The sequence below is a fragment of the Zhenhengia yiwuensis genome (assembly GCF_014384995.1).
GTDB classification, from domain to species: domain Bacteria; phylum Bacillota; class Clostridia; order Lachnospirales; family Cellulosilyticaceae; genus Zhenhengia; species Zhenhengia yiwuensis.
Genome location: NZ_JACRSY010000027.1, coordinates 1 through 26,198 on the forward strand (window position 1 = coordinate 1; position 26,198 = coordinate 26,198).

Annotated in this window: 14 protein-coding genes; all 14 read left to right on the forward strand. The window is 31.2% G+C overall.

Features of this window, described 5'->3' with window-relative positions:
* Window positions 1–908 precede the first annotated feature (908 nt).
* Entirely contained in the window at window positions 909–1,808 is a 900-nt protein-coding gene (locus tag H8718_RS14580) for an acetyl-CoA carboxylase carboxyltransferase subunit alpha (RefSeq protein ID WP_330597731.1), read from the forward strand.
* Between the two features lie 1,785 nt (window positions 1,809–3,593).
* Complete coding sequence (locus H8718_RS14585; RefSeq protein WP_249333453.1) at window positions 3,594–4,691, forward strand: C39 family peptidase; 1,098 nt, start codon at window positions 3,594–3,596, stop codon at window positions 4,689–4,691.
* Window positions 4,692–6,677: 1,986 nt separating this feature from the next.
* Window positions 6,678–6,953: a transposase gene (locus H8718_RS14590; RefSeq protein ID WP_249333454.1), complete on the forward strand. Its 276-nt coding sequence runs from the start codon at window positions 6,678–6,680 to the stop codon at window positions 6,951–6,953.
* 371 nt (window positions 6,954–7,324) lie between these two features.
* The gene (locus tag H8718_RS14595) at window positions 7,325–8,923 is read left to right on the forward strand and encodes an ABC transporter ATP-binding protein (protein WP_249333455.1); all 1,599 of its coding nucleotides are present in this window, start codon (window positions 7,325–7,327) and stop codon (window positions 8,921–8,923) included.
* The gene (locus tag H8718_RS14600; protein WP_249333456.1) at window positions 8,920–10,515 is read left to right on the forward strand and encodes an ABC transporter ATP-binding protein; all 1,596 of its coding nucleotides are present in this window, start codon (window positions 8,920–8,922) and stop codon (window positions 10,513–10,515) included. Before H8718_RS14595 ends, H8718_RS14600 begins: the two co-directional genes overlap by 4 nt.
* A gap of 15 nt (window positions 10,516–10,530) precedes the next feature.
* Window positions 10,531–12,453, forward strand: a complete 1,923-nt coding sequence (locus H8718_RS14605) for a carbamoyltransferase C-terminal domain-containing protein (RefSeq protein WP_249333457.1) — start codon at window positions 10,531–10,533, stop codon at window positions 12,451–12,453.
* Between the two features lie 165 nt (window positions 12,454–12,618).
* A complete protein-coding gene (locus tag H8718_RS14610; RefSeq protein WP_249333458.1) occupies window positions 12,619–13,704 on the forward strand; it encodes a radical SAM protein in 1,086 nt (361 codons plus the stop codon).
* 106 nt (window positions 13,705–13,810) lie between these two features.
* Window positions 13,811–14,152, forward strand: a complete 342-nt coding sequence (locus H8718_RS21095; protein ID WP_408646581.1) for a carbamoyltransferase C-terminal domain-containing protein — start codon at window positions 13,811–13,813, stop codon at window positions 14,150–14,152.
* Window positions 14,153–14,305: 153 nt separating this feature from the next.
* On the forward strand, window positions 14,306–15,433 hold the full coding sequence (locus H8718_RS14615) for a radical SAM protein (protein ID WP_249333459.1): 1,128 nt from the start codon (window positions 14,306–14,308) through the stop codon (window positions 15,431–15,433).
* A gap of 25 nt (window positions 15,434–15,458) precedes the next feature.
* Complete coding sequence (locus tag H8718_RS14620) at window positions 15,459–16,988, forward strand: serine hydrolase domain-containing protein (protein WP_249333460.1); 1,530 nt, start codon at window positions 15,459–15,461, stop codon at window positions 16,986–16,988.
* Between the two features lies 1 nt (window position 16,989).
* Window positions 16,990–17,241: an acyl carrier protein gene (locus H8718_RS14625; protein ID WP_249333461.1), complete on the forward strand. Its 252-nt coding sequence runs from the start codon at window positions 16,990–16,992 to the stop codon at window positions 17,239–17,241.
* A 3-nt stretch (window positions 17,242–17,244) separates the two neighbouring features.
* Window positions 17,245–18,486 (forward strand): PLP-dependent aminotransferase family protein, encoded by a 1,242-nt coding sequence (locus tag H8718_RS14630; RefSeq protein WP_249333462.1) that lies wholly within the window; start codon window positions 17,245–17,247, stop codon window positions 18,484–18,486.
* A gap of 38 nt (window positions 18,487–18,524) precedes the next feature.
* Window positions 18,525–19,265 carry a radical SAM/SPASM domain-containing protein gene (locus H8718_RS14635; protein WP_249333463.1) on the forward strand — a complete coding sequence of 247 codons (741 nt, stop codon included), beginning with the start codon at window positions 18,525–18,527 and terminating at the stop codon, window positions 19,263–19,265.
* Between the two features lie 24 nt (window positions 19,266–19,289).
* On the forward strand, window positions 19,290–26,186 hold the full coding sequence (locus tag H8718_RS14640) for a non-ribosomal peptide synthetase (RefSeq protein ID WP_249333464.1): 6,897 nt from the start codon (window positions 19,290–19,292) through the stop codon (window positions 26,184–26,186).
* The last annotated feature ends 12 nt before the right edge of the window (window positions 26,187–26,198 follow it).

Below are 26,198 nucleotides of genomic sequence, written 5' to 3' on the forward strand. Positions count from 1 at the left end.
AGGAAGACCACTTTTACGACACTCCATAATACGTGATGTCCAAAGATTTATTTTTTCTTGACTGGTCTTTCTCAATAAGAGTACCTCCTTATTTCAAATAGAGTTAGAGTAAAAGACTCCAAAACAATGAATGTCTTGGAGTAATTATCTCATTAATAAGGAAGTATGGAAATATACTCAGTTATTAACCGCTTACTTTAGATGAAGCTTAATAAGTAAATCTTTATCAAACAACTTTAACACTTCCTTCACTCTCCATACCTATAGGATATGGATTATTTTATTGCACTCGTGTAAAGTTTTCAACTGCACTGACTGTCAACTATTACGTTACCATATACATTTATTCAGGATGCAAAATACGAAACTCCTGAACAAGCTCAAAAAGATATCTTTAAATATATTGAAATGTATTCTAACACAAAGTGAACTCATTCTGCTCTTGGGTATATTTCACCTGCACAATTTGAAGCATTAAATTCATAAAATCAACTTAACTTTGTAGCTACTTTTTATTGACAACTCCAATAGATTCTTTTTATAAAAGTCTATCTTGTAGGGGATATTTTATACTGACTTAGTAACTACATTTTTATAGCACAAAAAGAACTTCTAAATATCTACCTCTAACATTGGATGTCAATAATGATTTGTATGAGTAAAAATGTTTTGGTATTTTAAAGTGATTAAATAATACAAAAACTTGACATAATTTAAAAATAAACTTAAAATAAAATTTATTATGTAAAAATGATAATAATTTATTTTGTTTTTTGATTGCAATTATTTGGACATATAATGCATGAGAGGGATTATAAGGTGAGATATATAATACAGAATATAGATATAAAAGGCAAAGGATGAGAGATGGATTATTTAATGAATGAAACAAGAAGCGATGTGCAGATATTAAAAAAAAAGAGGTACATGAAAAAAGAATAAGCTTAGAAAGTAAATCCCATAACTTACAACAAGAATGGGATAAAGTAATGCTTGCACGCAATTTAGGAAGACCTAAGGGAAGGTACTATATTGAAAATATATTTAATAATTTTATAGAATTACATGGAGATAGGTACTATGCAGATGATGAAACAATAATAGGGGGGATTGGAAAAATAGGAGAACATACAGTTACATTTATTGTACAGAATAAGGGAACTAATTTGCAAGAAAATATAAAAAGACATTTTGGAATGTCTTATCCAGAAAGCTATCGTAAGGCAAATAGGCTAATGAAACAAGCAGAAAAGTTTAGGCGTCCAATTGTTTGCTTAATTGATACACCGGGGGCGTATTGTGGAGTAGAGGCAGAAGTAAGGGGACAAAGTGAGGCTATTGCAAGCACTCTTAAACAAATGTTTTGTTTAAGAGTGCCGATTATCTCGGGAATCATAGGAGAAGGCGCAGGAAGTGGTGCATTAACACTAGCTATTGCTGATAGAGTATTTATGCAACAAAATGCTATTTATAGTATACTTTCACCTGAGGCATTTGCAAGTATATTATGGAAGGATGTAAATCGAAAGAATGAAGCCTTAGCAAAGATGAAAGTAACAGCAAAAGAGTTATTAGAAGATAATATCATTGATGATATATTATTAGAGCCTAACGGTGGGGCACATAAAGATCCAGAAGGAGCTGCCAGTATTCTTCAACAATATATTATAACACAATTAAACATTTTGAAGCAGCAGTCACCTGACAAATTAATTGAAAATAGATATAATCGTTACAGAGTATATGGACTATATAGGGAGGAGATTAAATGTGAAGAAGTAAAAGGTATGTGGTCTAGAAAAAGATGAGAGAGTATTAAGAAAAATATGAAAATTAAAACCCATTAATGGCTTTCTATGATAAAATAAAATCATAGGAGGCTATTTTTAATGGAAAAATGGGTGAAGGTAAGAAAAATATTATTGAGTGAACACTATGTTTGTAATATTTATTGTATTCAAAATAAAATTAAAAATTTATTGTGAGGTACCATTTAGAATATGATGGGAGTAGAGATAAATTATCATCTAGGTTGTGAAAACTACAAACGTTCTGCTAGTACTAATGCACATAATCGTCATAAGCCAAAGGCTTTTAGGAGTAGGTATGGTGAGTTTCAAGTTGAAGTTCATTAAGATCGTGAAAGTTCTTTCAGTTAATCTTTTTTAGTCCATCTTTGATAACTTCTCCTTATAATACCTAATACTTTACATGAGGGTTCTAATTGTGCACCATTTCTTCTAGCTTTATCAATAAGTTTAATAGAGTACTTGCAATATGATAAATTGTTTTGAATTGATTTATATTGACAAGTATAATTTTATGTTATTTAATATTAAGGTATAGTTTGATAAATTTAAATTTAACTATATATTTCATTTTAATTAATTTATAGAAATTTATTTTAATTTTATGGCAGATAAATTATAAATAGTATTACTATTACTTAATAGGAGGTGCATAGAGTATAAGAAAGAAGAAGTTTTTATGTGACTTTATTAATACAGATATTAATCGTTAAGAGGTTTTGAACAGTTACTTTAGAAACTGCACTAAATATAAAACTTTTAATTAGAGTGTTACAGGTAAAATGGAGAGAGGCTACTTACAGTGCCCTTTGTCAAAACAGCCTAAATCATTTCCTGTCGAACCATATCTTACTACTATTATAATAGAAGTAAGGGTATTTCCCTCTTTTAGGTATGACGAATAGACCTACATTGAGATGCCACCCTATTACCATAATAAACCTCATAGGTTGTCTTATAACTGTGGCTTTGGTGAGGGTGTTCTTCATTATAAATCTATTAATTCTTACAAGGAGTTCCCTTGGGATTTGATGATGGTAGATGGAGTTTTCATTATACATCAATATTCTAAAGAATCTTTTAATTATGATATTATCTGCTCTTCTTCTTTTTCCATCCATGCTGATTTTAATGCTATGATGGTTTAAAAGATTGATGTACTCAGGGTTTGTAGATTAACTACCTTGATCACTGTTCATAATTTTAGGGGGGCATATTTAGTACTAGTTTTTTTACACAATCTACTACAGACTCGACTTGTAAGGTATCAGAAACAACTATATAGTGAGAATGCCTATCAATGATAGCAGTAAGATGCATAAAGCTTTTGCCCATTAGAATATAGGTGATATCAATGGTAAGGTGATGTAAGAGATAAGGATGAACTTTGTACTATTTATTAGGCAGTGATCGATTAAGGTTTTGGATAGATGGCATAAATTCTTAATTCCTGCATATAAAGTCTGACAAGCTTTCTAGCTATAAAGTAACCTTGTGTAATAAGGGGTGCTGAATTTTTTTATTCCCTAAGGTGGAGGACCGATATGAATACGGTCAATCGTATTATAAAATTGATCGCTTTTTTTTCTTATGGACAACCTTTTCTTTCTAAAAAGAAGCCTCTTTTTATTAGAAAATGCATTTGATACATTGACTAAAAACTCTTTCTTCCAGTTACGAAGCATATTTGGAGCGATTTCATGCTCATAGGCAATCTTCTATTGATTTATGTGATATAAAGATAGAGATTGTATCTGTTGTATAGAAATTAATAGAGGTGAAAAGATGAATAGATTAGAACAAAGTTATCATTATGATGAAGATGGTGAAATAGATGAATTTTGTACATTGTTAGATTGTGCTGAACAAATCCTGTATTTTGCATTAAAAGAATATAAGGAAGAATATAAGGTAGATTATAAAAAGTTTTTTTGTCAAGATATAAATTTACGGCTAGAAGAAACCCAAAAAATTAGTTTACATTTTAATAAAGATTATGGAGATGATAATCCATTTTTTATAGAGAAAAAAATAGAGGTAGATCAAGAAAATGTATTTTTAAAATTAAAAGAGGAAATAGATAGAGGCAGTTTAATAGTAATCAGAACAATGATTGATATGCTACCACATTATGAAGCTTATAAGCCTGATATAATAGGAACAAGAGATGGACATTTCTTTTTGATAGTAGGGTACGATGAAAATAAATTCTTTTATGTAGATAGCCCGTTTATGTTAAAGGAAAGCTGTTGTATAAAATTAGAAAACAATAAGGCAATTGGTATAGTAGAAGAGGATGTTCTAGCAAAGGCTTTTGCTGTTTTGTGTGAGGCTAGCACTCTTTCCGTACAATCAGAACATCTATTAGATTGGAATATGGAAGATAGAATAGAACTCATATTAAACAGAATTGTAGAAAATTATTATTTAGAACCCCAGATAAATACTGATAATAGTACAAATAGACAAAAATATATAGGTAGAAGTGCACTTGAGCGAATTTTAGAATACTCTCAGTCTGAGCAACCAGTAGAAGTTTTATCATTAATATTAAAAGATTTTTACTTTACACATTTAATGTTAGCTAAAAGAAAGATATTAAGGATGTGCTTAATGGATGAAAAGAAATATTCTCAGTGCAATACTACAGAAAAGTTAATAGGATACATAGATCAAAGCATAAGAGAATGGGATAAGTTTAAATTGGTATTAGTCAAGAATTTGCATGTACCGAATAAAAACTTAAAACAGATAGTTTCAGATAAGGTCAATAAGCTTATAACAATAGAAGATAGCATAGTTAAGGAGATTCGTGAACTTATTAGTGAATCCAAACAAAATAGCTATACCAATAAAGACGTTTTAGTAAAAAATTATTACTAAAACGAGTGAATACAAGGATAATAGATTGAAAATTAGACATTTAATCTAAGTTATTCACAAGTTTTTATTGATACCCTATATAAGGGGGGGATTAGTTAATGAGCTGCTCTTGGTAGGTGTAAAGAAGTCCCTTTGTATTAGTGTTAAGTTACTCAAACCTAAAAAGGAGACTTTTTATGATTAGTTTGTTACAAGGATACCTTAATTTCAACTTTAAAATACAATTTAATTTTGGAGGTGGAGAGTTAACTTCTGATGCAAGGACTTTAGTATATATGAATTTGAACATAAGCTTGGATTTTTACCGTGTCTGAAAGATAACCTCCATATTGAAGATGATGATTATGATAATAGGATTTGCCGTAGTCAGTCTATTATCATTCAGAAAATCTATCAAATGTTGATAGGTTATTATCTTAGTGATGACTATGCCGATACTTTAAGATATGAATCGTTATTTACCGGATTTGGAAGTGTAGTCCGGAATTTCAGCAAACATATTATCTAGACTTAACATATGATTGAGTGATGATACAGTTGAGAAATTAGAAGTAACATGTAAAATCTTACAAGAATGCATTCGCACTTATGAAAAGCTAGAGTCTATGGTTTTAGAGTTAGATTCTAACTGTTTTGATACTTATGGGAATTAAGAAAAAACAGGTTTTAATTATTATTACACTACTTTACAAGAAAACTAGCTAGCAATATCCTCTGAATCTAAGTATTCTCGGAGTGAAGAAAATACTATAGCATTTTTCCTAAGTTGTAGTGTTTTCAATAAACCGTTCATCAATTAATTCATTATGTAGTTTTGCACTAAAACTATACTTTGTTTCTTGTAGGTTTTGAAAATGGTATTCACTAAAACTACTATATATAAATGGGAGTAAGATGGTTAGTGTATAGGTAGGCCCTACTGAATGAGCATACTTTTCTAAATCTACTTCTTGTGATTCTATTACTGTAAAAATTCTTAGAACCTCTAGTGGAATTAAAATATAATCTCACAAATTCAAAAGATGTTGTATTGGGTGTTGCATAAATTGCATAAGAGTTGTTAGGTATTGTACTGTTGACTCTAATAGATTTTCAGATAAACATTCTTCACTAAAGCTAAGTTTTTTTGTAATCTACTTTATCGCTCTTTTTATGGGGCAACCTTTCTTACCAATAGGAGTTTGTGATAATTCATAGGTATCATATCTACTTTTGAAGCCCCTATAAGTTCAACAAAATCAAAGGCAAGAATACGTGACAAAAATGGCTTTTTTGTATACCATGCATCACATAATACAATAACTTAGTAATCTTTAAGTTGAGGTGTTATTTCTTCTATTAACTCAGTGGTTAGTTCGAGTTTAGCCTTTGACTTGGCGTAGAGCTTGCAATTTATAAGAATGTTGACGTATTTGATAGATTCATTAATAAGTCGGGGTAATCCTATAGTCAATGAGAGAAAACAATGTCCATTTTAAAAGATGTGCCACTATAATCTGCATGATCAAACAAAGTACCACAACACTCACAGTTCTTTCTAAGCTTAGTTTGTAATGTATTATCCGTCATAAGATATACTATTACCTTATCTTTTACATGAGATTGAATAAGCGAAAGTGCTTTAGAAACAGTACAGATGGTGATCTTAGAAAAATCCAGATTTTCATTTGCTAAAAAGTAGTAAAGACTATTAAGGCATCCTTCTAAATATTTCTTTATAAACTTTTCATAGATGAACTTAATAGAAAGTAGTTCTTGAAATGAAAGGATTAAGCAGATAAAAATAAGGAATTTATTAAAGTTACGTTTATAGAACTTAGAAATTAATTACTTGTAAAGCGGTGTGATCATTATCTCATAACGGGTTATCATCAACTTTTTATATTTGATGCTTTAACAGTAGATATACTTAAGGATGTACAGAAATTTGCAAATAATTTTTTGAAAAGTATAATAAAATAATCCAGAAATGCAGCTATTATAAAGATGATTCATAGGAAGAGTCTTGTTAATCTAGAAAAATTTAGTGGTGAAATGGTTATAAGGCACACTTTCATTGTAAGTGACATGATGTTTGAGCTAAAACAAATGCTCGCTCTTTACTTTAATTTGGAGAAATTTATTAAAGAAGGTAAAACTGGTTTTGAAGTTAACCACATGAGCAACACAAGTTTTGTAGCAAACAAAAATAAGCTACAGATTTCAATGCCTGCATACAACTTTAATAACTGGTTTCAAATGCTATGTATGGCAAAAAGATGAATGGAACCGATTCGAACAAAGATTATTAAAGTAGCTGCTATAGAGTTATTATACATGCTAGAAAAAGAATATTTAAGCTATATAGTAGCCAACCTTACAAAGAAATATTTGAAAATATCTTAGTTAGGCTAAATACATTACCTCTTCTAGAGTAGAGCTGTGAAAAAATAATACAACTTAAAGCTGGAGCTTTCTATGGTGAGGGGAACTTTACATATTTCAAGAGGAAATAGGCATTTAAGTGAAATAAAATACCTTATATCAAGCTGAGTGATACTGTAAGCTTTAATATAAGTATCAAGATATTTGTATGAGCAATATAGGTTTATTTAATAATAAGTACATTTTATTTTATGGAGGGAAAAATACATATGGAACAAAAGAGTTCAAAATCATGGAGGTATTTTTTTAAAGAATTAATATATGCCAATAAGGGGAGTTCTTTTGGTAGTTCGTTTTTAATTCTTGTTTTATCGATTGTTACCATCATAAAGACAAAAGTAATTGAGAAGCTAATTGATGCAACTTCAGCATTTCTATGGGATGATATGATGAAGCAACTTATTGTTCTAATAGCAATTGTTGTAGTTAATATTGTAATTAATTATTGGAAAATTAAGTTGTCTACCTATTTTGGTGCATCGAGCAGTAACTATATGAAGAACAGCATCTGTTACAAGGTTTTACATAGCAGATATGAAGATATTAGCGCAGAGAACAGAGGAGATATTTTAAAGACAATTAATAATGACGTAGAAACAGTAAGTAATTTTTTAAGTAATGATATGACTACCCTGTTATCCCAGTTTGTCTTGTTTTTCGTAGTATTGGGTTACCTCTTTTTTGAAAATCCTATTATAGGGCTTGTAACTTTTTCCTATACACCTATCGGGATGTATATAACATATCAGATAAACAAACGGATGGGAGCTTATTATCCTAAAATTGCACAGGCAGAAGGTAATGCAACAGGAGCATTAGAGCAGGTTATTTCGCAGATTGCAGTAGTTAAGAGCTTTAAAATGAATGAACGCCGATTGAATAAGGTAAAAGAACGGTATATGGATGTACAGGGATTTGGTTTCGCAATTTCTAAATATAATGGTATGATGCAAACAGCCTGTTCAATGGTATATGCTGTGCCTCATATTGTATTTTATATTTTTGCAGGCTGGCTTGTACTTCATAATCATCTTACATTAGGTGCAATGGTTTCTATCGATCAGTTATTAGATTATGTGTTAGGACCAACAGTATTTTTTCCATTTATTTTAGATGGTTTAAATTATACCAAAGCTGCCATTTCAAGAATACAAGATTTTAGTAAACGGTTAACGCTCGAAGAAGATAGTCAGATTGAGTTGATGGAAGGTTCTGAAGTAGCTGTTGAATTAAAGGAAGTATCTTTTGTGTTTGGCGATAAAAAGATTTTCAAGAACTTTAGTTTGAATGTCGATAAGAATAGTATCACAGTTATTTCGGGAAGGTCAGGGAAAGGAAAGACAACTCTTTTTGATTTAATATCTGGAATCTATCAACCGAACAAAGGAGAGATAAATGTCAAGGGAAAAGTGTTTAATATGACTCAAGATACTTACATATTTACAGGATCAGTAATGGATAATGTTAGAATTGTAAAACCAGATGCAAGTGACGAAGAAGTGTTGGATGCATTAGAAAAGGCTTGCGCAAGTGAGTTTTGCAAATGTCTTGCAGAAGGTTATAATACTCAAATTGGCGATGGTAATGGAGAATTGTCAGGAGGACAGAAACAAAGAATAGGCCTGGCAAGGGTATTCTTATCAGATGCACAGATACTTCTACTTGATGAGCCTACAAGTTCACTAGATGAGGAAACAGAGCAGAAAATTATTGAGCAGTTCAATCTGATGTCAAAGCATAAAATTATTTTTATTTCAACACATAGAGATTCTCTATTTAAACTAGCAGATAGGAGAGTAGAACTATGATTACAAGAATTATTAGTTTAATGGAAAATAAGAAAGGTAGTTTTTTTCTTGCGGTAACATGTTTTTGTATGCTGGAAGTACTCACAAGTGCATTTTTACCATTTTGTATTAAGGGCATTACAAATGGAGCATTACAGCTAGATTCACAGAAAGTAACGATGTCTGTACTAGCATATACAGGTGTATTTTTAACATGGTGGATTGTATCACCATTATGCCAGATTCTAATAGATAGGAACCGTTACCATACAATGAGAAAATTTAAATGTAGCATGAGTGAGCATTTAGTGAAACTTCCTATTAGCTATTTTGATAATACTCCAACAGGAGAGATAATTTCAAAAGTAACTGGTGATATGTCCTGCTTAGAATCTATGATCCAGGATAATTTACAGAATGTAATTCGAAAATTATTAGGTGGTATCGTAGGACTTATTATTATGATCATCATGGATTACCGCTTTGCCCTTATTGTATTGGTATTAGGAAGTATTTCAATTTATATTACAAAATATTTTACAGAGAGAATGGAGGAAAAGAGCAGAAATCTTTTAGAACAGCAGGCAAATACATCGATTGACTTTATGGAGATGATTAAGGCGTGCAAAAGTATAAGACTATTAACATGTCAGAATCAAAAACAAAAAGTAATTGCTGATGCAGCAGAAAAAGAAAAGAAAATCCGAATTGAGAATGGAAATATTAATGCAAAAATGAATTCCATTATTCTTGCAATTGATATTATTGTGTATTTGATTCTGTTATTTGTTGGATGTCTGTTTGTATATCATTCATGGGCTAATTGGGGAAGTATTGTTGCATTGATTAGTATGAAAAGCAATACAGATATGTTATTTAGTGAGTTCCCTGTTGAATATGGTAAGTATAAAAATAGCATGGCGGGAGTTAAGAGGTTATTTGCATTATATGATTTAAAGGAAGAAGAAAATATCACACGCGAATATTTAACGGCAGAAGAAGGAACTAGACTGGCATTAAAACTGCAGGATGTATCATTTTCCTATGATGGAAGCGTTAGTGTATTACAGGATTTTAATATGAAAGCAGAAAAGAATAAGCTTACATTAATAGAAGGAGAAAGCGGAAAAGGAAAATCAACAATTATCAAACTTATTTTAGGTTTGTATAAGGTTTCAGATGGACAGATTCTATTTAACCAGGATTGTTCAGATGTAGCATATGTACCTCAGGAAGCACAATTATATCGTGATACAATTTATGAAAACATTAGTTGTGGCAATGAAAATGCTACGAAGGAAGAAGTCTATTTAGCCGCAAAACTAGCAGGCGTGGATGAATTTGTGAAAGGTTTGGAAGAAGGCTATGATACCCTTTTAAATGATGATGGAGATAAATTATCTGGTGGACAGAAACAAAGGATTTCTTTAGCAAGGGCGTTAGTGAAGAAGTCAGATATCTTACTTTTAGATGAAGTGACATCGGCACTGGATAAGGACAACACAGATAAATTGCTTGAGACAATTGAACATTTAAAACAATATTGTAGCATTATTTTTATTACACATGATAGGAGCATTGAAAGAATTAGTGACGAAGTTATTATGCTATAAGTTGTATAGGAAGAGGTGGGGAAAATTTTAAAGGATGGTTATTATTTATCAACGTATATTGCTATTAGTGACTATTGTAACCTTTACGATGTTTACACACAGCGACATGATCAGAACGTTTCATTATGGAAGAAAAAAGGTGATGACATAGAACTGGTACATTTTTGGGAACTGGAAAGAGAATCCAGACTTAAACATCACGAAGTAGCTTTCTATGACAAAAAACATGCAAGAGAATCTATAAACAAATTGTTGGAAAGGTACGATCTAAGTTTAGATGATATGAATGAGGTTTGGGGAACACCCCTGTTAGCAGAAAGCTGGGACTATGTGAATGATACAGAGTATTCATATCATAGTCTTTGTCATTTATTTTCTGCTATTATGCTGGATTCAGAACTGTTTTATAATGAAACTATTTTAGCATTATCAGTAGATTTAGCTTCTGATTATGATACGGAAGAACCAAGAAGTGACTTGGAATATACAGGCTGTGTTGTTAGAAAGGGGAAGATAGAGTATTTTCATATTGAATCTCCTGGTCCATTATGGGCGGTAGCATCAAGAGAAAGAAAAATGCAGGAAGGAACGTTGATGGCGCTTGCTTATGCAAGTAAAACGAAAAAAACTTCATCTATTAAATTTGATGAGGTACATATTAGAAATGCAGAACGAAAATATTGTGAAGATATTTTTGAACAAAGTATTGGAGCAGTGAAAGGTGAGAACTGCGAGGCAGAACATCTACTTGACTATGATAAAGAATATACTGCCAAGGATAATATAACCAGTGCTGTGATGAAAGAAATACAGCACTTATCTGAGCATATTATGGAACGGCAGATTGTAGAGATTATTGAAAAATATGGACTAGATCCAGAGTGTACGTATTTAGCTATAAGCGGGGGATTTGGCCTGAATTGCCCAACGAATGCATATTTAATGAAACGTTTTGGCTTCAAAGGTTTTATAGCACCTCCTTGTATTAATGATTCAGGGCAGTCATTAGGAGTTGCTTTATATATGTTTTATCGTAACATGGATAAAGTGAATTTCAAATTTAGAAGTGCTTTTTATGGTGATAGTTTTCATGATGAAAATGAAATATTGGATTACCTGGATAAGGAAGGATTTATTAAAAGTGTTTCTGCCATTGAGTATGATGTTGCAGTGCAAGATATCATAGAGGATCCGATTGTATGGTTTGATGGCAAGGCAGAAATCGGTCCACGTGCTTTAGGACACCGAAGTTTGATAGCAGATAGTAGATTTCAGAAAAGTAAGGATAAATTAAATATTATAAAAAATAGGCAAATGTGGAGGCCAGTTGCGCCAATTATTCTAGAAGAGTGTCTAGATGACTGGTTTGAAGATGCTTACCCATCACCTTATATGCTACATACATTTCAGATAAAGAAGAATAAATTGGATAAAGTTAAAGCAATTTTACATAATGATAATAGTGCAAGGATTCAGACTATTTGCAGGATTGAAGAGACAGAAAATCTATACAATCTAATTCAAGCATTTTATAAGGCAACAGGGATTCCGATTATTTGCAATACCTCACTAAATGATTGTGGTGAACCAATCGTGAATCGCCCATGTGAAGCACTTCATTTTGCACTGAAAAAAGGGATCAGGATTGTATATATAAATAACAAGAGAGTCGAATTAAAAAATCATGCTAAATATGCTAATCAGGCGTTATGTGAACCAATAGTAGATATTTATTTAACAGAAGAAGAGAGTAAAATTGAAAAGGAAAAAGTCAATCCATATCGGCTATCAAGGAAAGAAATAGGGTTTTACTATTGGATGAACCTATTTAAAGAATATAGCCTAAAAGAAGAGAAAGATGTTAAGCAAGTTAAAAGAATTATTAGAATGATGGTAGTAGCAAAAGGAGAAGACAAAGTCTATATTCAAAAAGTATAAAAATTTTAGGGAGGAAAATTTGTTAGTTAATTTTTGCTTGGAGATTGAATTTTACCATAAATCGGTGAGGAGGTATATTATTTTATGACAGAGAAAAGCCTGTATTTATGCACACTCCGACAGATTGTAAACGCCTATTAATAATTAATATGAGAGGTGAGTGTAATGGTTGAAAATCAAAAATCTAAAGAGAAGAGTTTTAACGCTGAAACAAATATCAGAAAAAAAATAGATTATTTTAACGCAAGGTATATTGGTAAAACAGTGAATGACTGCCCTATAATGCAAAAATCTTTATATTTAGAAGATAATGTATATAATTTCTGTTGTATTGGAAGCAAATCTATTCCTTGTATTGGTTTAATTGACGAATTTATGGATAAATTCACAAAAGAGTTTTTTGTTAATAGATATATCGACTGTTTCGATGAGTTACAATCTAAAACATGTAGAATTTGTGAAAATTGTGCTTTTTTAAAAAAGCAAAAATTTATTCCACTTAAATATGATGATCTATATTTAAAAACAATTGGTTTTGGTACTTTTCATAGATGTAATGTTGGATGTGTGTATTGCGGTGATATTACAAGAAATATTCCTGATGTTATTAATATATCAGAAGTTTTTGATAGACTTATTTCAGAATGCTTAGTTAATTCAGAGACACAAATAATACTTGCTAACGGAGAACCGACTATACATAAACAATTTGAAGAAATTTTGTCAAAGGCTTTTAACTTTGATACTAAAATTCAAGTTCGTACTAATGGGTTGTTATTTAGTGATGCTCTTTATAAAGGTTTACATTCAGGTAAAGCAAGTGTAAATATAAGCGTGGATTCTGGAAAAAAAGAAACTTATGCGAAAATCAAACGTGTTGATTGCTTTGATATTGTTTGGAAAAATATAAAAAAGTATCGTGAAACAGGTGGAGAAGTTCAAATTAAGTATATTATTTTTTCATATAATTCAAGCAAAGAAGAAATAGAAGCTTTTGTAAATAAATGTCTTGAAGCAAATATTAATTATGTAGTTATTTCTGCTGAATTGTATTCATTACGTCACCGTATAGAATGTGACTGGGAATTCGGAGAAAAAGAATTTGAAGCTATTTTCTATTTAAATGAACTTTGTAGAAAACATAATATTTATGTACATACTGAATTATATTTTACTTTAGAAGAGCAAGTGAAAAGGTTTCAAATTCTAAGAAACAAAATAAAGAAAAGAAAAATCGAATCTAACTTATAGTAAAACAATATTAATCTTAGTTTCTAAAATCAATGCGATTAAGTTTAAGTTAAGAGAATTATGGAGATTATTGTATGAAGTTTCTGGTTGACTGATATTTTAAGTAATTAAACAAAAATTCAAGCTATTACAAAATGACGAGATAGAAAATCTATACAATCTAATTCAAGCATTTTATAAGGAAACAGGGGTTCCGATTATTTGTAATACCTCACTAAATGACTGTGGTGAACCAATCGTGAATCGCCCATGTGAAGCACTTCATTTTGCACTGAAAAAAGGGATCAGGATTGTATATATAAATAACAAGAGAGTCGAATTAAAAAATCATGCTAAATATGCTAATCAGGCGTTATGTGAACCAATAGTAGATATTTATTTAACAGAAGAAGAGAGTAAATTTGAAAAGGAAAAAGTCAACCCATATCGGCTATCAAGGAAAAAATAGGGTTTTACTATTGGATGAACCTATTTAAAGAATATAGCTTAAAAGAGGAGAAAGATGTTAAGCAAGTTAAAAGAATTATTAGAATGATGGTAGTAGCAAAAGGAGAAGATAAAGTCTATATTTAAAAAGTATAAAAATTTTAGGGAGGGAAACATGAAATATTTTATCAAGGAACTATCTTGTTTAAATAGGAGAGACGAGATTAAAATTTTATGCAGAAAGCTAGATGCAATTGGCTATGAGCAGGTATTTGCACCAGAAGAAAGTGATTTGAGTTTTATTTATACTTGTGGTTCTGTAGACACATTTGTCAGTAGGAGCGCAAAAACAATTGAGGAATTCGTTAAGAAGTACAAGGAACAGAAGGTTATTGTATGTGGTTGCCTTCCAGCAACATGTCCAGATTTATTGAAACGAATATTTGGTGGAGTAACATGTACACCAACAGATTTTAGTGCTTTAAGTGATGCCTGTGACATTCAGATGACACGAGAAGATATGAAAGAGGTAATTTCATCTTATGATGAGAATATGCAAATTTCTAATATCGTTGTTGTAAAAGGTTGCGTCAGAAAATGTTCCTATTGTGTTATCAGTCGTGGTGTTGGAAGTATTATGAGTAAGTCATTAGAAAAAATAGAAATAGAAATAATAGATCAGTTATCAAAAGGTGTAAAGCGTTTTCAGTTACTTGGAGATAGTGTTGGTGATTACGGAATTGATATTGGATTGAGTATCGAAGATTTACTTAAAAGGATAGATGCAATAGATGAAAAATTTGAAATTTATATCCGAGACTTTCATCCATTTATGTTTCTGAAGTACTACGATACGATTAGGGAGCTGGTTAAGAAAAAACGTCTTGTTTCGTTAGAGGTACCAATTCAATCTGGAAGCGAAAGAATACTTAAACTTATGAATCGACCTGTAGATGTAACAAAATTAAAAGAGAAACTGATTGAAATCGCCCAGTACGATTGTAAGTTAGGGACAGACCTTATAGTTGGATTCCCTAGTGAAACGGATGAGGATTTTGATATGACAATGGATTTTATTAAAAAGGTTCATTTCTCATCCATTTCCGTTAATGTTTATAGCGATCAGCCTAATACAATTTCAAGCAAGATGCCAGAAAAAGTAAATAAAAAGAAGATATTTACACGTTGTATGATGATACATGATAATGGTTTAAATGCTGAAAATCAAGAATATATGGAATATCAAATTGGAAAGATATTTAAAGTAGAAAAAATAGCCAATGATTTTGAGTTTAATATATAGTTAGTAATTTAAAGGAGTTAATTGTGTGTTTACTGAGCAAGATATCAAAGCTTTGTGCAATAGAGAATATGAAACAATTGTTCGAGAAATACCACGCACAAAAATTGAGTGTAGCATAATCTATAATGATAAAATAATATGGAAAAAGCAAAATAATATGGACGAAAATATCAAGTCTGTGCATCTATATTCTATAAGTAAGCTGTATACGGCACTGCTTTGTTGTATTGCTAGACAAGAAGGTAGGCTAGACTTTGAAAAGAGTATAACAGAGTATCTAAAAGATTTTTCATTATTTTATGGAAGTAACGATGTATCAGAAGATGTAACTATAAAGAGATTGCTTACAAACTCTTCAGGTCTTTTTAATAATGCAAGACTAGGAAATAATTTTTACTCATGTGAAGACCTAGAAAAGCATGTAAATAGTATTTCAGGATGCAAACTTTTATTTCTGCCTGGGACGAATTATAAATATTCAAATACAGGATTTAATATTTTAGGTTTTATTCTGGAATGTATCTATGGAGAAAAATATGAAACTTTGGTTGAAAAAAAAATATTCAAGCCATTAGGAATGGAACATGCAGAATTTTCATCTACCAATAAATGCTTAAATCCTTCTACTGGGTTAATCGCAACATTTGATGATGCGTTAAAAGGAGTAAAAGCATTGATAAGTAAAAATTCTCCTATTGATTTATTATCGGAATTTGATTTTGCAAATAGCCTATATCGTATTAAAGATAAGCAGATTTCAGGTTTTGGATATGGATGCAAGGTATTTAAGTGTATGGCATCAAGTTTTTGCATAGTAACAGGTTCGTATTTAAATGAATATGTAGTCCAAGTGTGGTCAAAAGAGTATAGGCTGGGCATGCTCTTATATGCACAGAATGAGATTACAAAATTAATTGAGCTATTTGACAAACATGATTTATTCTGGGAAACGCTATTGGCATTGCAAGATGCCAGAAAGATTAAATCAGTTAATCCAGTAGCATGTAACACAAAGCCAGAGATCAATATTAGCAATCATGAGATAAAGAATTATATATCCAACGAAGGCAGTTTTATTTTTTTGTTTTTTTTTAATGAAGACTGTATATGTATATCAAATGATAAAAAAAAATGGATAAAGTTAATGCGACATGGAAATCAATTTGTAGGTAGTTCTTATACAGTAGAATTTGAGGTAGAGTTAGCTCGATTTTATATTGATAGTGATACTGAGTTTGGGACATTTTATAGAAATGATATGGAATTTACTTTGAAAGAAGGGGATAAAGATTGGTACCAGAATGAGTATATTTTAGATGAATCATTAGAAGAGAACGAAATGAATAGGCAAAATATTCGTGCCTTTAATAGAGTAAACAAAATTTATTTTACATATCAAAAAAATAGAATGTATCTAAATGGCTATAGTTCACTAGGTAGAATAGAGAAAGATACACTAGTAACTCCATATGGTGAAAAAATAATAATATATAAAGATTCTATAATGATAGGAAATGTTAAATACATTATAAAAAATAAGAAAGGAAAGAATTAATATGAGTAAAGATAAAATTTTTGAAGTAGTTACAGGGAAGATTAAAGAAATTATAAACAACAGTGAAATGGAGATTACAGTAGATAAAAAAATTGAAAGTATTGGTATGAATTCAATTGATTTTATTAGGTTATTAGTGTTTTTGGAAGATACCTATGATATGGAATTTAGCGACGATGATTTAGTAATCGGTGATTATGAGGTAATCGGCGATGTAATCGATAAAATTTATACTATGCTTGAAGAGGTATAAAATATGGATAATGAATTAAAGATATTAGATTATATAAAGAAAAATGAAGAACTTAGCAGAAAAACGATTCGACTTGTGGCAAGTGAAAATCTTCAAATGGTTGAGGAAAGACTTCCTTTCTTATTAGATATGTTTGCACGATATTCATTTGATAATGATTCTGTGTGGAAATATCCATCTTTTGAATTGGACAAGATTGAAAAAAGAGCAGCAGACTTATTGAAATTATATTTAAATTGTAAATATGTAAGTTTGAAAGCTATATCAGGATTAAATGGCATGCTTACTACAATTGCTTCTTATAATGAGATAGGAGATGTTGTTATGTCCCTTGACCCTAATGATGGTGGGCATTTTGAAACAAGTGCTATCATAAAGAAAATTGGATTTAAGAGTGAGTATCTTCCTTTCAACAAAGAAACGTGGCAGATTGACTGTGAAAAATTAAAGGAGTATGAAAATCTGGATAAGATCAGGATGGTCTATATCGATTTGTGTATGGCAGTATTTCCACAACCAATCAAGGAGTTAAAGAAAGTACTAAGTAAAGATACACTAATTGTTTATGATGCTTCACATGTTTTTGGACTTATCATAGGAGATAAGTTCCAGAAACCTTTAGAAGAAGGTGCAGATATTTTAATTGCCAATACACATAAAACATTTCCAGGGCCTCATAAGGCAGTATTTGCAACCAATAGAAGACTATTAAAATGGCAATTTGAGCAGACAGGAAACTGCTTTATCTCTCATCATCATATGGCAGATGTTGCATCCTTAGGTTTAGTACTAGAAAAAGGAAAACAGTATTTTATTCAATATGCAAAGAATATCCTCAAAAATACACAGACTCTTGCTAGAAAATTAGAAGCGAAGAATGTAAATGTACAATTACTGGAGTTAGGATACTCAGCTTCCCATCAGCTGTGGTTTGAATGTGGCGGAAAAGAAGATGTGGATCTTGTAATTGATTTATTAAGTCAGGTAAATATTACAGTGAATGGTGCAGTGTTACCATCATTAAATGGCAAATGGGGAATCCGTATTGGAACACAGGAGATAACTAATCGTGGAATTACAGAAGAGGGAATTGAAAAGATTGCTTCTATTATTTCCAAAATCGTGAATGATAAGGAATTATCAGATGATATAACTGCAATGCAGGAATATGTAGTTCAAAATTGTTTTGTATCACCTATTGCATATAAAAAGGTAGATAAGATAATGGAAATCCTAGAGCAGTAGGATAGATATAAAAAAATTGGAATACAGGAGGGAAAATAATGGACTTATCACAAACAAGCATACTATCATTTGAAATCGGTGATGATTGTAATCTGAAAAAATGTCATGATAAATGCCCTATTAATTACCGTAAATATGTAAATGACAAAAAATCTATAGATGTTGATTTAATCGTAAAGAGCATTAAGGAAGCGCAGGATTTAAATTTTAACGGCTACATAGCATTTCATAATTATAATGAACCATTATTGCATAAAAACAAACTATTAGAAGTGATTAAACGGACAAGAAATGGTAAGTTCTTATTGTGGACTAATGGATTACTGTTAGATCGAAATGATATGAAGAAAAATGAATTTTTGAAGAAGTTTAATCTCATTTGCATTACTTGTTATGACGAGAAAGACAGAAGCTTTTTTGAGCAGATTAAGCAATGGCATGGGGCAGTTGAAATATATGATTGGGAATTAGATGATAGACAGGATGCCTATACAAGGGATTATCATAATGAAATCGGCTGTAAGCGGCCTTTATTTGAATTGCCAATTGATTTTCATGGAAATGTTCATTTGTGTTGCTTTGATTGGAATACAACTTTTGAAATAGGAAATATCACAAAAAATACTTTAACGGAAATAGTAAATAGTGATGTTTATCAAAAGCTTCTTAAGGATACAAAACATAAATTACTGAATGTTGATGATTGCCCAGAAATTTGTAAAAGGTGTAATGTTCCTTGGCTAAGATATACACATTATTATGATATTTATACTGGATAAGGCTGAAGCTTGGAGGTTTTATATATGAAAAATAACATAGCACAAGTATTAATGATGTCCAAGGTACAGCAGGGAATTCTATTTCAGTCATTATCTCAGAAGGAACCTATTTATGATGAAATAGTATGCTTTAAATTACGAAAGCACGTAGAGGCAGGAAAGGTAAAAGAAAGTTGGAATCATGTACTGGAGCATAATATTATTTTAAAGAGTATTGCTAAGTGGGAACGGATGGAAAAGCCAGTACTGGTTGTAATGAAAGAAAAAGAGGTTAACTTTCGTAATATTATAACTGAAGAGAGTATAGATGTAATTCTAGAAAATGAAAAAGAAGAGAAAATTGATATACAAAAAGATGCAATCAAAATAATATTGGTTACAGAATCCAATGGTGAGCAATATATGATTCTGCATTCTCATCATCTGTTTCTGGATGGATGGAGCACAAATTTAGTCATAGAAGAATTTGAACAATGTTTTAAAGGCAAAGAATGTAAAAAGGTACTGACCTATAAAGATTATCTTCAATATTTACGCAGTATTGATAATAAGGGCGGAATTGAATACTGGAAGAAACAAGGAAAAGAGGCAGTTTTTCACATGTTTCTTCCATATACACATAACACGATTAATTGTAAGAAAAACTATGAGGGAATAATAAGCAGAGAGTTAACAGAAAAGCTTAATCACTTTAAAAATGATAAGCATATTACTCTATCTACATTTTTTTATGCAGCATGGTCTTTGTTTTTATTTCAATATAATCAATGTGCAGATTTTGGTGTAACAAATTCTGGAAGATACTGTAGTGATAAAAATTTTGAGCAAGTTGTAGGATTATTTATCAGTACATATCTGTTTCATATAAAGCCTCAAAAGAACCAAAAACTTGAAGAATTTTATAAGCACGTTAATAGAATTCATTTAGAATCGTTAAATTACCAACATATTTCAATTATTGACTTACAGGATATGTTTTCAGATAAAATGAAAGAAATGAATACTCTTATTGTTGTAGAAAATTACCCTGTTAAAGTAGATTCAGACCTATTAAGATTGCATAAAGTTATTGAAAATACACACTATGATATAGTGTGTCAGATTTATATAGAAGACTGCATACGAATGAAACTTATTACTAATCCAGCTAAAAACATTGATTTGAAAAAAATATACAAAGATTACTACAACATAATCCTGAAGATGCTCTCTGCCACATCCAACAGTAAAATTGAGGAAATCCTAGACAATAGAAAATGCGAAGTGTCTACAATATCCTCATTTGAGATGAAACCATTGGCATTATACTGGAATGAATGGGGAAGAAGGAATAATCTTCATGTAATGACAAAAGCAATTGATATTAGAAATCTTGCTTTTGAAAGGATTTTAAAGAATCAGCATATAGTATTGTTTTTAGCATTAGAGTTTCTTGTAGAAGGTCAGTCAGGTAAAATGGCTGAAAAAATTGCAAATGATGTTTTAGTAAATATAAGGAAAATGTTACAGGAAAATCAGGAGAGTGAGATTCAGATCTATGGTATGAAAAATATGATACCGTGGAAAGTTTCTAGTGAACTAGAGACAATGTTTGAGCAGATATATGCAAAATTTATAGAAGGAATCCGTACTTATAAAAATATTAGGTATTATGATTTAGTTGAAATGTATACTAGGCAGGAAGCTGAGGATGCATATGATTTTTATAGTTATCGTGAAGCAAATATACCATATTCATTGGATTTTTATTTGGATCTTTCAAAAAAAGTATTTCGAAATATAAATGTGAAATATGCTAATGAATATAAGGTAATTGTTTTAGATTGTGATCACACTTTATGGAAAGGAATCGCAGAAGAAACTGGAGTAGAAAATATTGAAATTTCACAAGCATATATGGATTTTCAAAAATTTCTGCTAAAAAAGAAACAAGAGGGTTTTCTATTAGCTTTATGTAGCAAGAATGAGGAAAAAACTGTAAGGGAAGTGTTTGCTCAAAAAACTGAGATGCCTTTGTCATTGGATGATTTTGTTACACTTAAAGTTAATTGGAAAAATAAGAGTGAAAATATACGTGAAATTGCAAATGAACTGAATCTGGGATTATCCAGTTTTATTTTCATAGATGATAGTATATGGGAATGTAGTGAGGTAATGAGGAATTTTCCAGAAGTATTTTCTATTCTTATGCCAGAGAATGAAGAGGATATTATGCCTTTTATATTATCAATTTGGGCCTTTGATAAGAAATTGATAACAGAAGAGGACAAAAACAGGACGCTTTTTTATAAACAGCAATTGAGTAGGGAAGAAGTAAAGAAACAGGCAGAAAATCAGAATGAATATCTGAAAAAATTAAAATTAGAAATTCGTTTTTGTAATATAAATGAGTTTAATTTATCTAGGGTATCACAATTGAGCTATCGTACTAATCAGTTTAATTTGAATGGAGAAAAACTAGATGAGCAAAATATTTTAGATTCTATAGCTAAGAAGAAAAAAACATTCTCTATTTGTGTAAAGGATCAGTTTGGAAGTTATGGAATTGTAGGATATCTGGAAGGGAGTATAGCAGAAACAAAAGTATTTTCTGTCACCAGATTTTACTTAAGCTGTAGGGTTCTAGGCAGGAAAGTGGAAGAAGCAATTTTACAGTATCTATTTTCTGCAGAATTTATGAGTGGAATTGATAGCATTCAATTTATGCTAGTTGATACAGGAAAAAATTCATATATTTTTAAGTTTCTAAATAAAGTTGCAGAAATTATGAATCACGATGGAAAATATATTATTTTTAAAGTTAGAAGAGGTTCTTTTTGGAATCCTAAATTATTAAAACATATAGTATGTTTAGAAGAAACCTATATGGAACAGCAAGAAAAACAGGTGCAGGAGATTGAAAAAACAGAATTGCTTGAAATAGACTCTGACATAAATAAAAAAGAAATCATTATAAATCAGAATTATATACAGGCATTAAGAAACCAGAATGAATTGGGAAAGATAGAACCTGTACTGATTCATACAGAGAAGGAATTCTTATATGCTACACAAGAAAAAGAAGAACATGTGAAAATTCCAGATGATGTACTTCTTTCAGAGACATATAAGAAAGTATATGAAATATGGTCTGAAGTATTGCAGACAGAAAAGATTGGCGATTTTTTCTCTTTAGGCGGACATTCCCTAAAAGCAATGACATTAGCTGCTAAGTTAAGTAAAAAGTTGAACCAGAATATTAGTGTCGCAGATATTTTAAAGTATACAAAGTTTGAAAAATTAGTGCAGCATATTACGCAAGGTTCGGAAAAAGAAAACATTACTATTCCACACAGAACAGGGAAGCAGTTTCCAATTCCAAATTTCGAATCACATATCTATGCAATGCAGCAGGTATGTGATGGGACCGTATTGAATATGCCATTTTTATTTCAAATATCAGGAAAACTTGATGTAAAACAATTAGAAAACAACATAAAAAAAATTATATCAAATAATAGAATTTTAACAGCGGCATTTCAGGGTAATAAGGATAATCCAGTGCTAGTTTTACAGGACAATATTGAGTTTGAAGTGGAACAGGTAATGCTTGAAAAAATACCTGATACAATCTACTTTACAAGTCTTATAAAGCCATTTGATATTACAGAGGCTCCGCTACTACGAGTAGTGGATATCCAGAATACCATAAACCAGGAAAGATATTTATTAATTGACTTCCATCACCTTCTAATGGATGGTCAGTCATTGGGAATTTTTATTGAGCAGCTAAATGCATTATACGCTGGGAAGAGTGCAGTGCAGACAACTGATTATTTAGATTATGCAGAATGGTTTCAGAAAAAATATGTGGAACATGTTTTGGAACAGCAGAGGTCATACTGGATAAATGAACTGAAAGATAGTAATTTTGGTTTTCGTGTGCCTGCTGAGGTATCAAGAGGAAATAGAATGGATTACACAGGAGAAGCTGTTTATTTTCAATTAGATAAAGAGATGACTGATTTAATCAAACAGTTATCACAACAATTCAATGCATCGGAATTCTGCACATTATTCGCTATTTACTGTATTTATGTTTATAGAATAACAAGTGAGAGAAGCTTCAATATTGGAGTACCAGTTAGCTTACGTGATCAGGATGCTGTGTTTCATACCATTGGCATGATGGTAAATACACTTGTAATAAGAGTTGAAATAGATACAGAAGATACGTTTGAAAGTTTTGTACAGAAAATAGCCACAAAGATAGCAAACGGAATTGAAAATAAGGAATTTATGCTTCAAGATCTGCTATCTTCAATGAAAGCAGAAAATAGGGAAATAGAATCCCTATTTGATATCATGTTCGTATTTCAAAACTTTGAACTGCCGGAAATAAAGATACCTAATGTGAAAATGAAACATATGCATTTAATGAATCCAGTTGCACAGAATGCACTGATTCTGGAGGTTATTGCCACATCTGAAGGATATAACTGCAACTTTACGTTCCACAAAGACAGGTTAAAGAAGGAGTGGATACCATATAAGATTCAAAGCTTTATGACTTTATGCAGAAGTATTTTACAGAATAGTACAAGGAAAATAGGGACTTATCCATTGATGGATAAAGAAATGATTTATCAGGTGAAGATGTTTGGAGAAGGTAGGGCAGTTCATGTTCCAGAGTCTACTTTATTTAAAAATTTTTACCAAGTGGTACAATCCAGAGGAAAATCATGTTGTGTTATCTATCAGGATAGGAATTACTCCTATGAAGAAATTTACAACATGGTGCTAGGTATGGCAGAAAAGATAAAAAGACATGGCATTAAGCAAGGCGATGTAGTTGCAGTTTATTGTGACAATGCATTCCATGTTGCAGTAGGAATACTTGCAGTATTTTTCGTAAATGCTGTGTATCTTCCATTAGCAAAGGATACCCCATATGATAGAATGCTGAAAATATTAAAGGAAAGTTCGGCTGCTCTTATCCTATGCAGTAAGGAAAGTGGTTTACCAAAAGAATATAGTAAATGTAACTTTGATATTCAAAATAGCAAGGCAAAGGAACAAAGTTATAGTGGATATATGGATGATTTAGCATATATCATCTATACATCTGGAACGACTGGGCAGAGTAAGGGAGTAAAAATCAGACATAGTGCAATTGCAAATGCAATTAACTGGAGGGTGCGGGAATATCAATTCACACCTCAGGATACTTCCATCTTACTGTTAGGCTTTACATTTGATGGTTTCATGACTGCATTTTTTACTCCGCTATTATCTGGTGCACCAATTGTACTGATGGATAATGTGCTGGATACCCAAGCTGTTTATGAGCAGATTATAAAGTACAAAGTGACCAATATGATTTTGACTCCTACTATGTATAATATGTTATTGGAACGTATTGAGGAAAGCAGGGAGGTAAATCATCTTGGAAAGATTACGTTAGCAGGTGAAGCATTAATGCCATCCTTAGTTTCTAGGAGCAAGAAAATATTGCCAGAAGTAGAACTGATTAACGAATATGGACCAACAGAAAATAGTGTTGTTTCTACCTATAAAAGAGATGTAAATGAAAATAATATATCCATTGGTAGTTCTATTGATAATTGCCAGGTTAGAATTGTTGACGAACAGGGAATGGACTGTCCGATTGGTTGCCAAGGAGAATTGTGGTTGTCTGGTGCGGGACTGTCTAGTGGTTATCTGGGGGACGAGGAACTAACAAACAAAAAGTTTGTAAGAGAAGATAGTGGAGAAATCTGGTACCATACTGGAGATCTTGCATGTTGGCTGGAAAATGGAGAGATAAGCATTTTTAACCGAAAAGACCAGCAGATTAAAGTACATGGATATCGAATCGACCTAAGTGAAATTGAAAAAAATATTTTAACAATGACTAAGGTAAAAAATTGTCTAGTTGCAGTACATAACAAGGAATGCATTGTCTGCTATTATATTTCAGAGCAATTTATTCCTGTGATAGAATTTATAGAAATTGTTCGGGAGAAGCTGCCTAAATACATGATTCCACATGAATACGTTCGGGTATCCTGTATTCCAACAAAAAGCAGTGGAAAAGTGGATATGAAGGAAGTAGAAAAGTATGCATTATTGGATTCCAGTAAGAAAGTTTTAGACTGTAAAATTTGTGCAGAAGTAACTACTTGCTATGAAAAAGTCTTGAACAAGAAGGAAATAGGCTTGCAAGAAAACTTTTTTGCTATAGGAGGTAATTCCATTCGGGCCGTATCCTTGCAGGAAATGTTAAATTCAGTGTTTACATTGAACTTGTCAGTTGTAGATATATTTACCTACCCAACAATCGAATTACTAACGGAATATATTATGGCTTGTAAAAGCACAAGTGAAAAGGCTTTGGGTGACATACCTTATAAAAAAGAATATGTAAGGCAAGGTGTAAACCAGAAGAAAATGCGTTCTGTAGAAGATCCAATCAGTGAGATAGGAATGAAGAACTTAAAGGACTTAGCAGAAAGAAGCACTAGCGAAGAATCAATTGTATTTATGGCCTTAGTTTTGTTCTTTATGCAGGATTACATAGAAGAGAAAAACGTTAAATGCATTTTCGAATATAAGGAAACATTATACCGAATACAGTATGACATTGCCATTGATATGGAGTTTTACGACTATGTGGCAGATTTGAAAAGCCAGATCAAAGCAGAAAACGTAATTTCTGAAGGTGATGATATAGAATTACCAATGTATAGTACATTGATATCATATGATTATTCGGAATACCGTGAGACATGCATGCAAAACATAGTATGTTATGTAAAAAGTTATAATAAAACGCAAAAGAGCTTATGTATAAAGTATAATAGTGGTTTACTTGATGAAACAGTTGCGACAGGTATTGTATCTGATGTAGTTGGATTTTTAGAGCAGTATGAAGAGGAATGATTTTAAAGTACA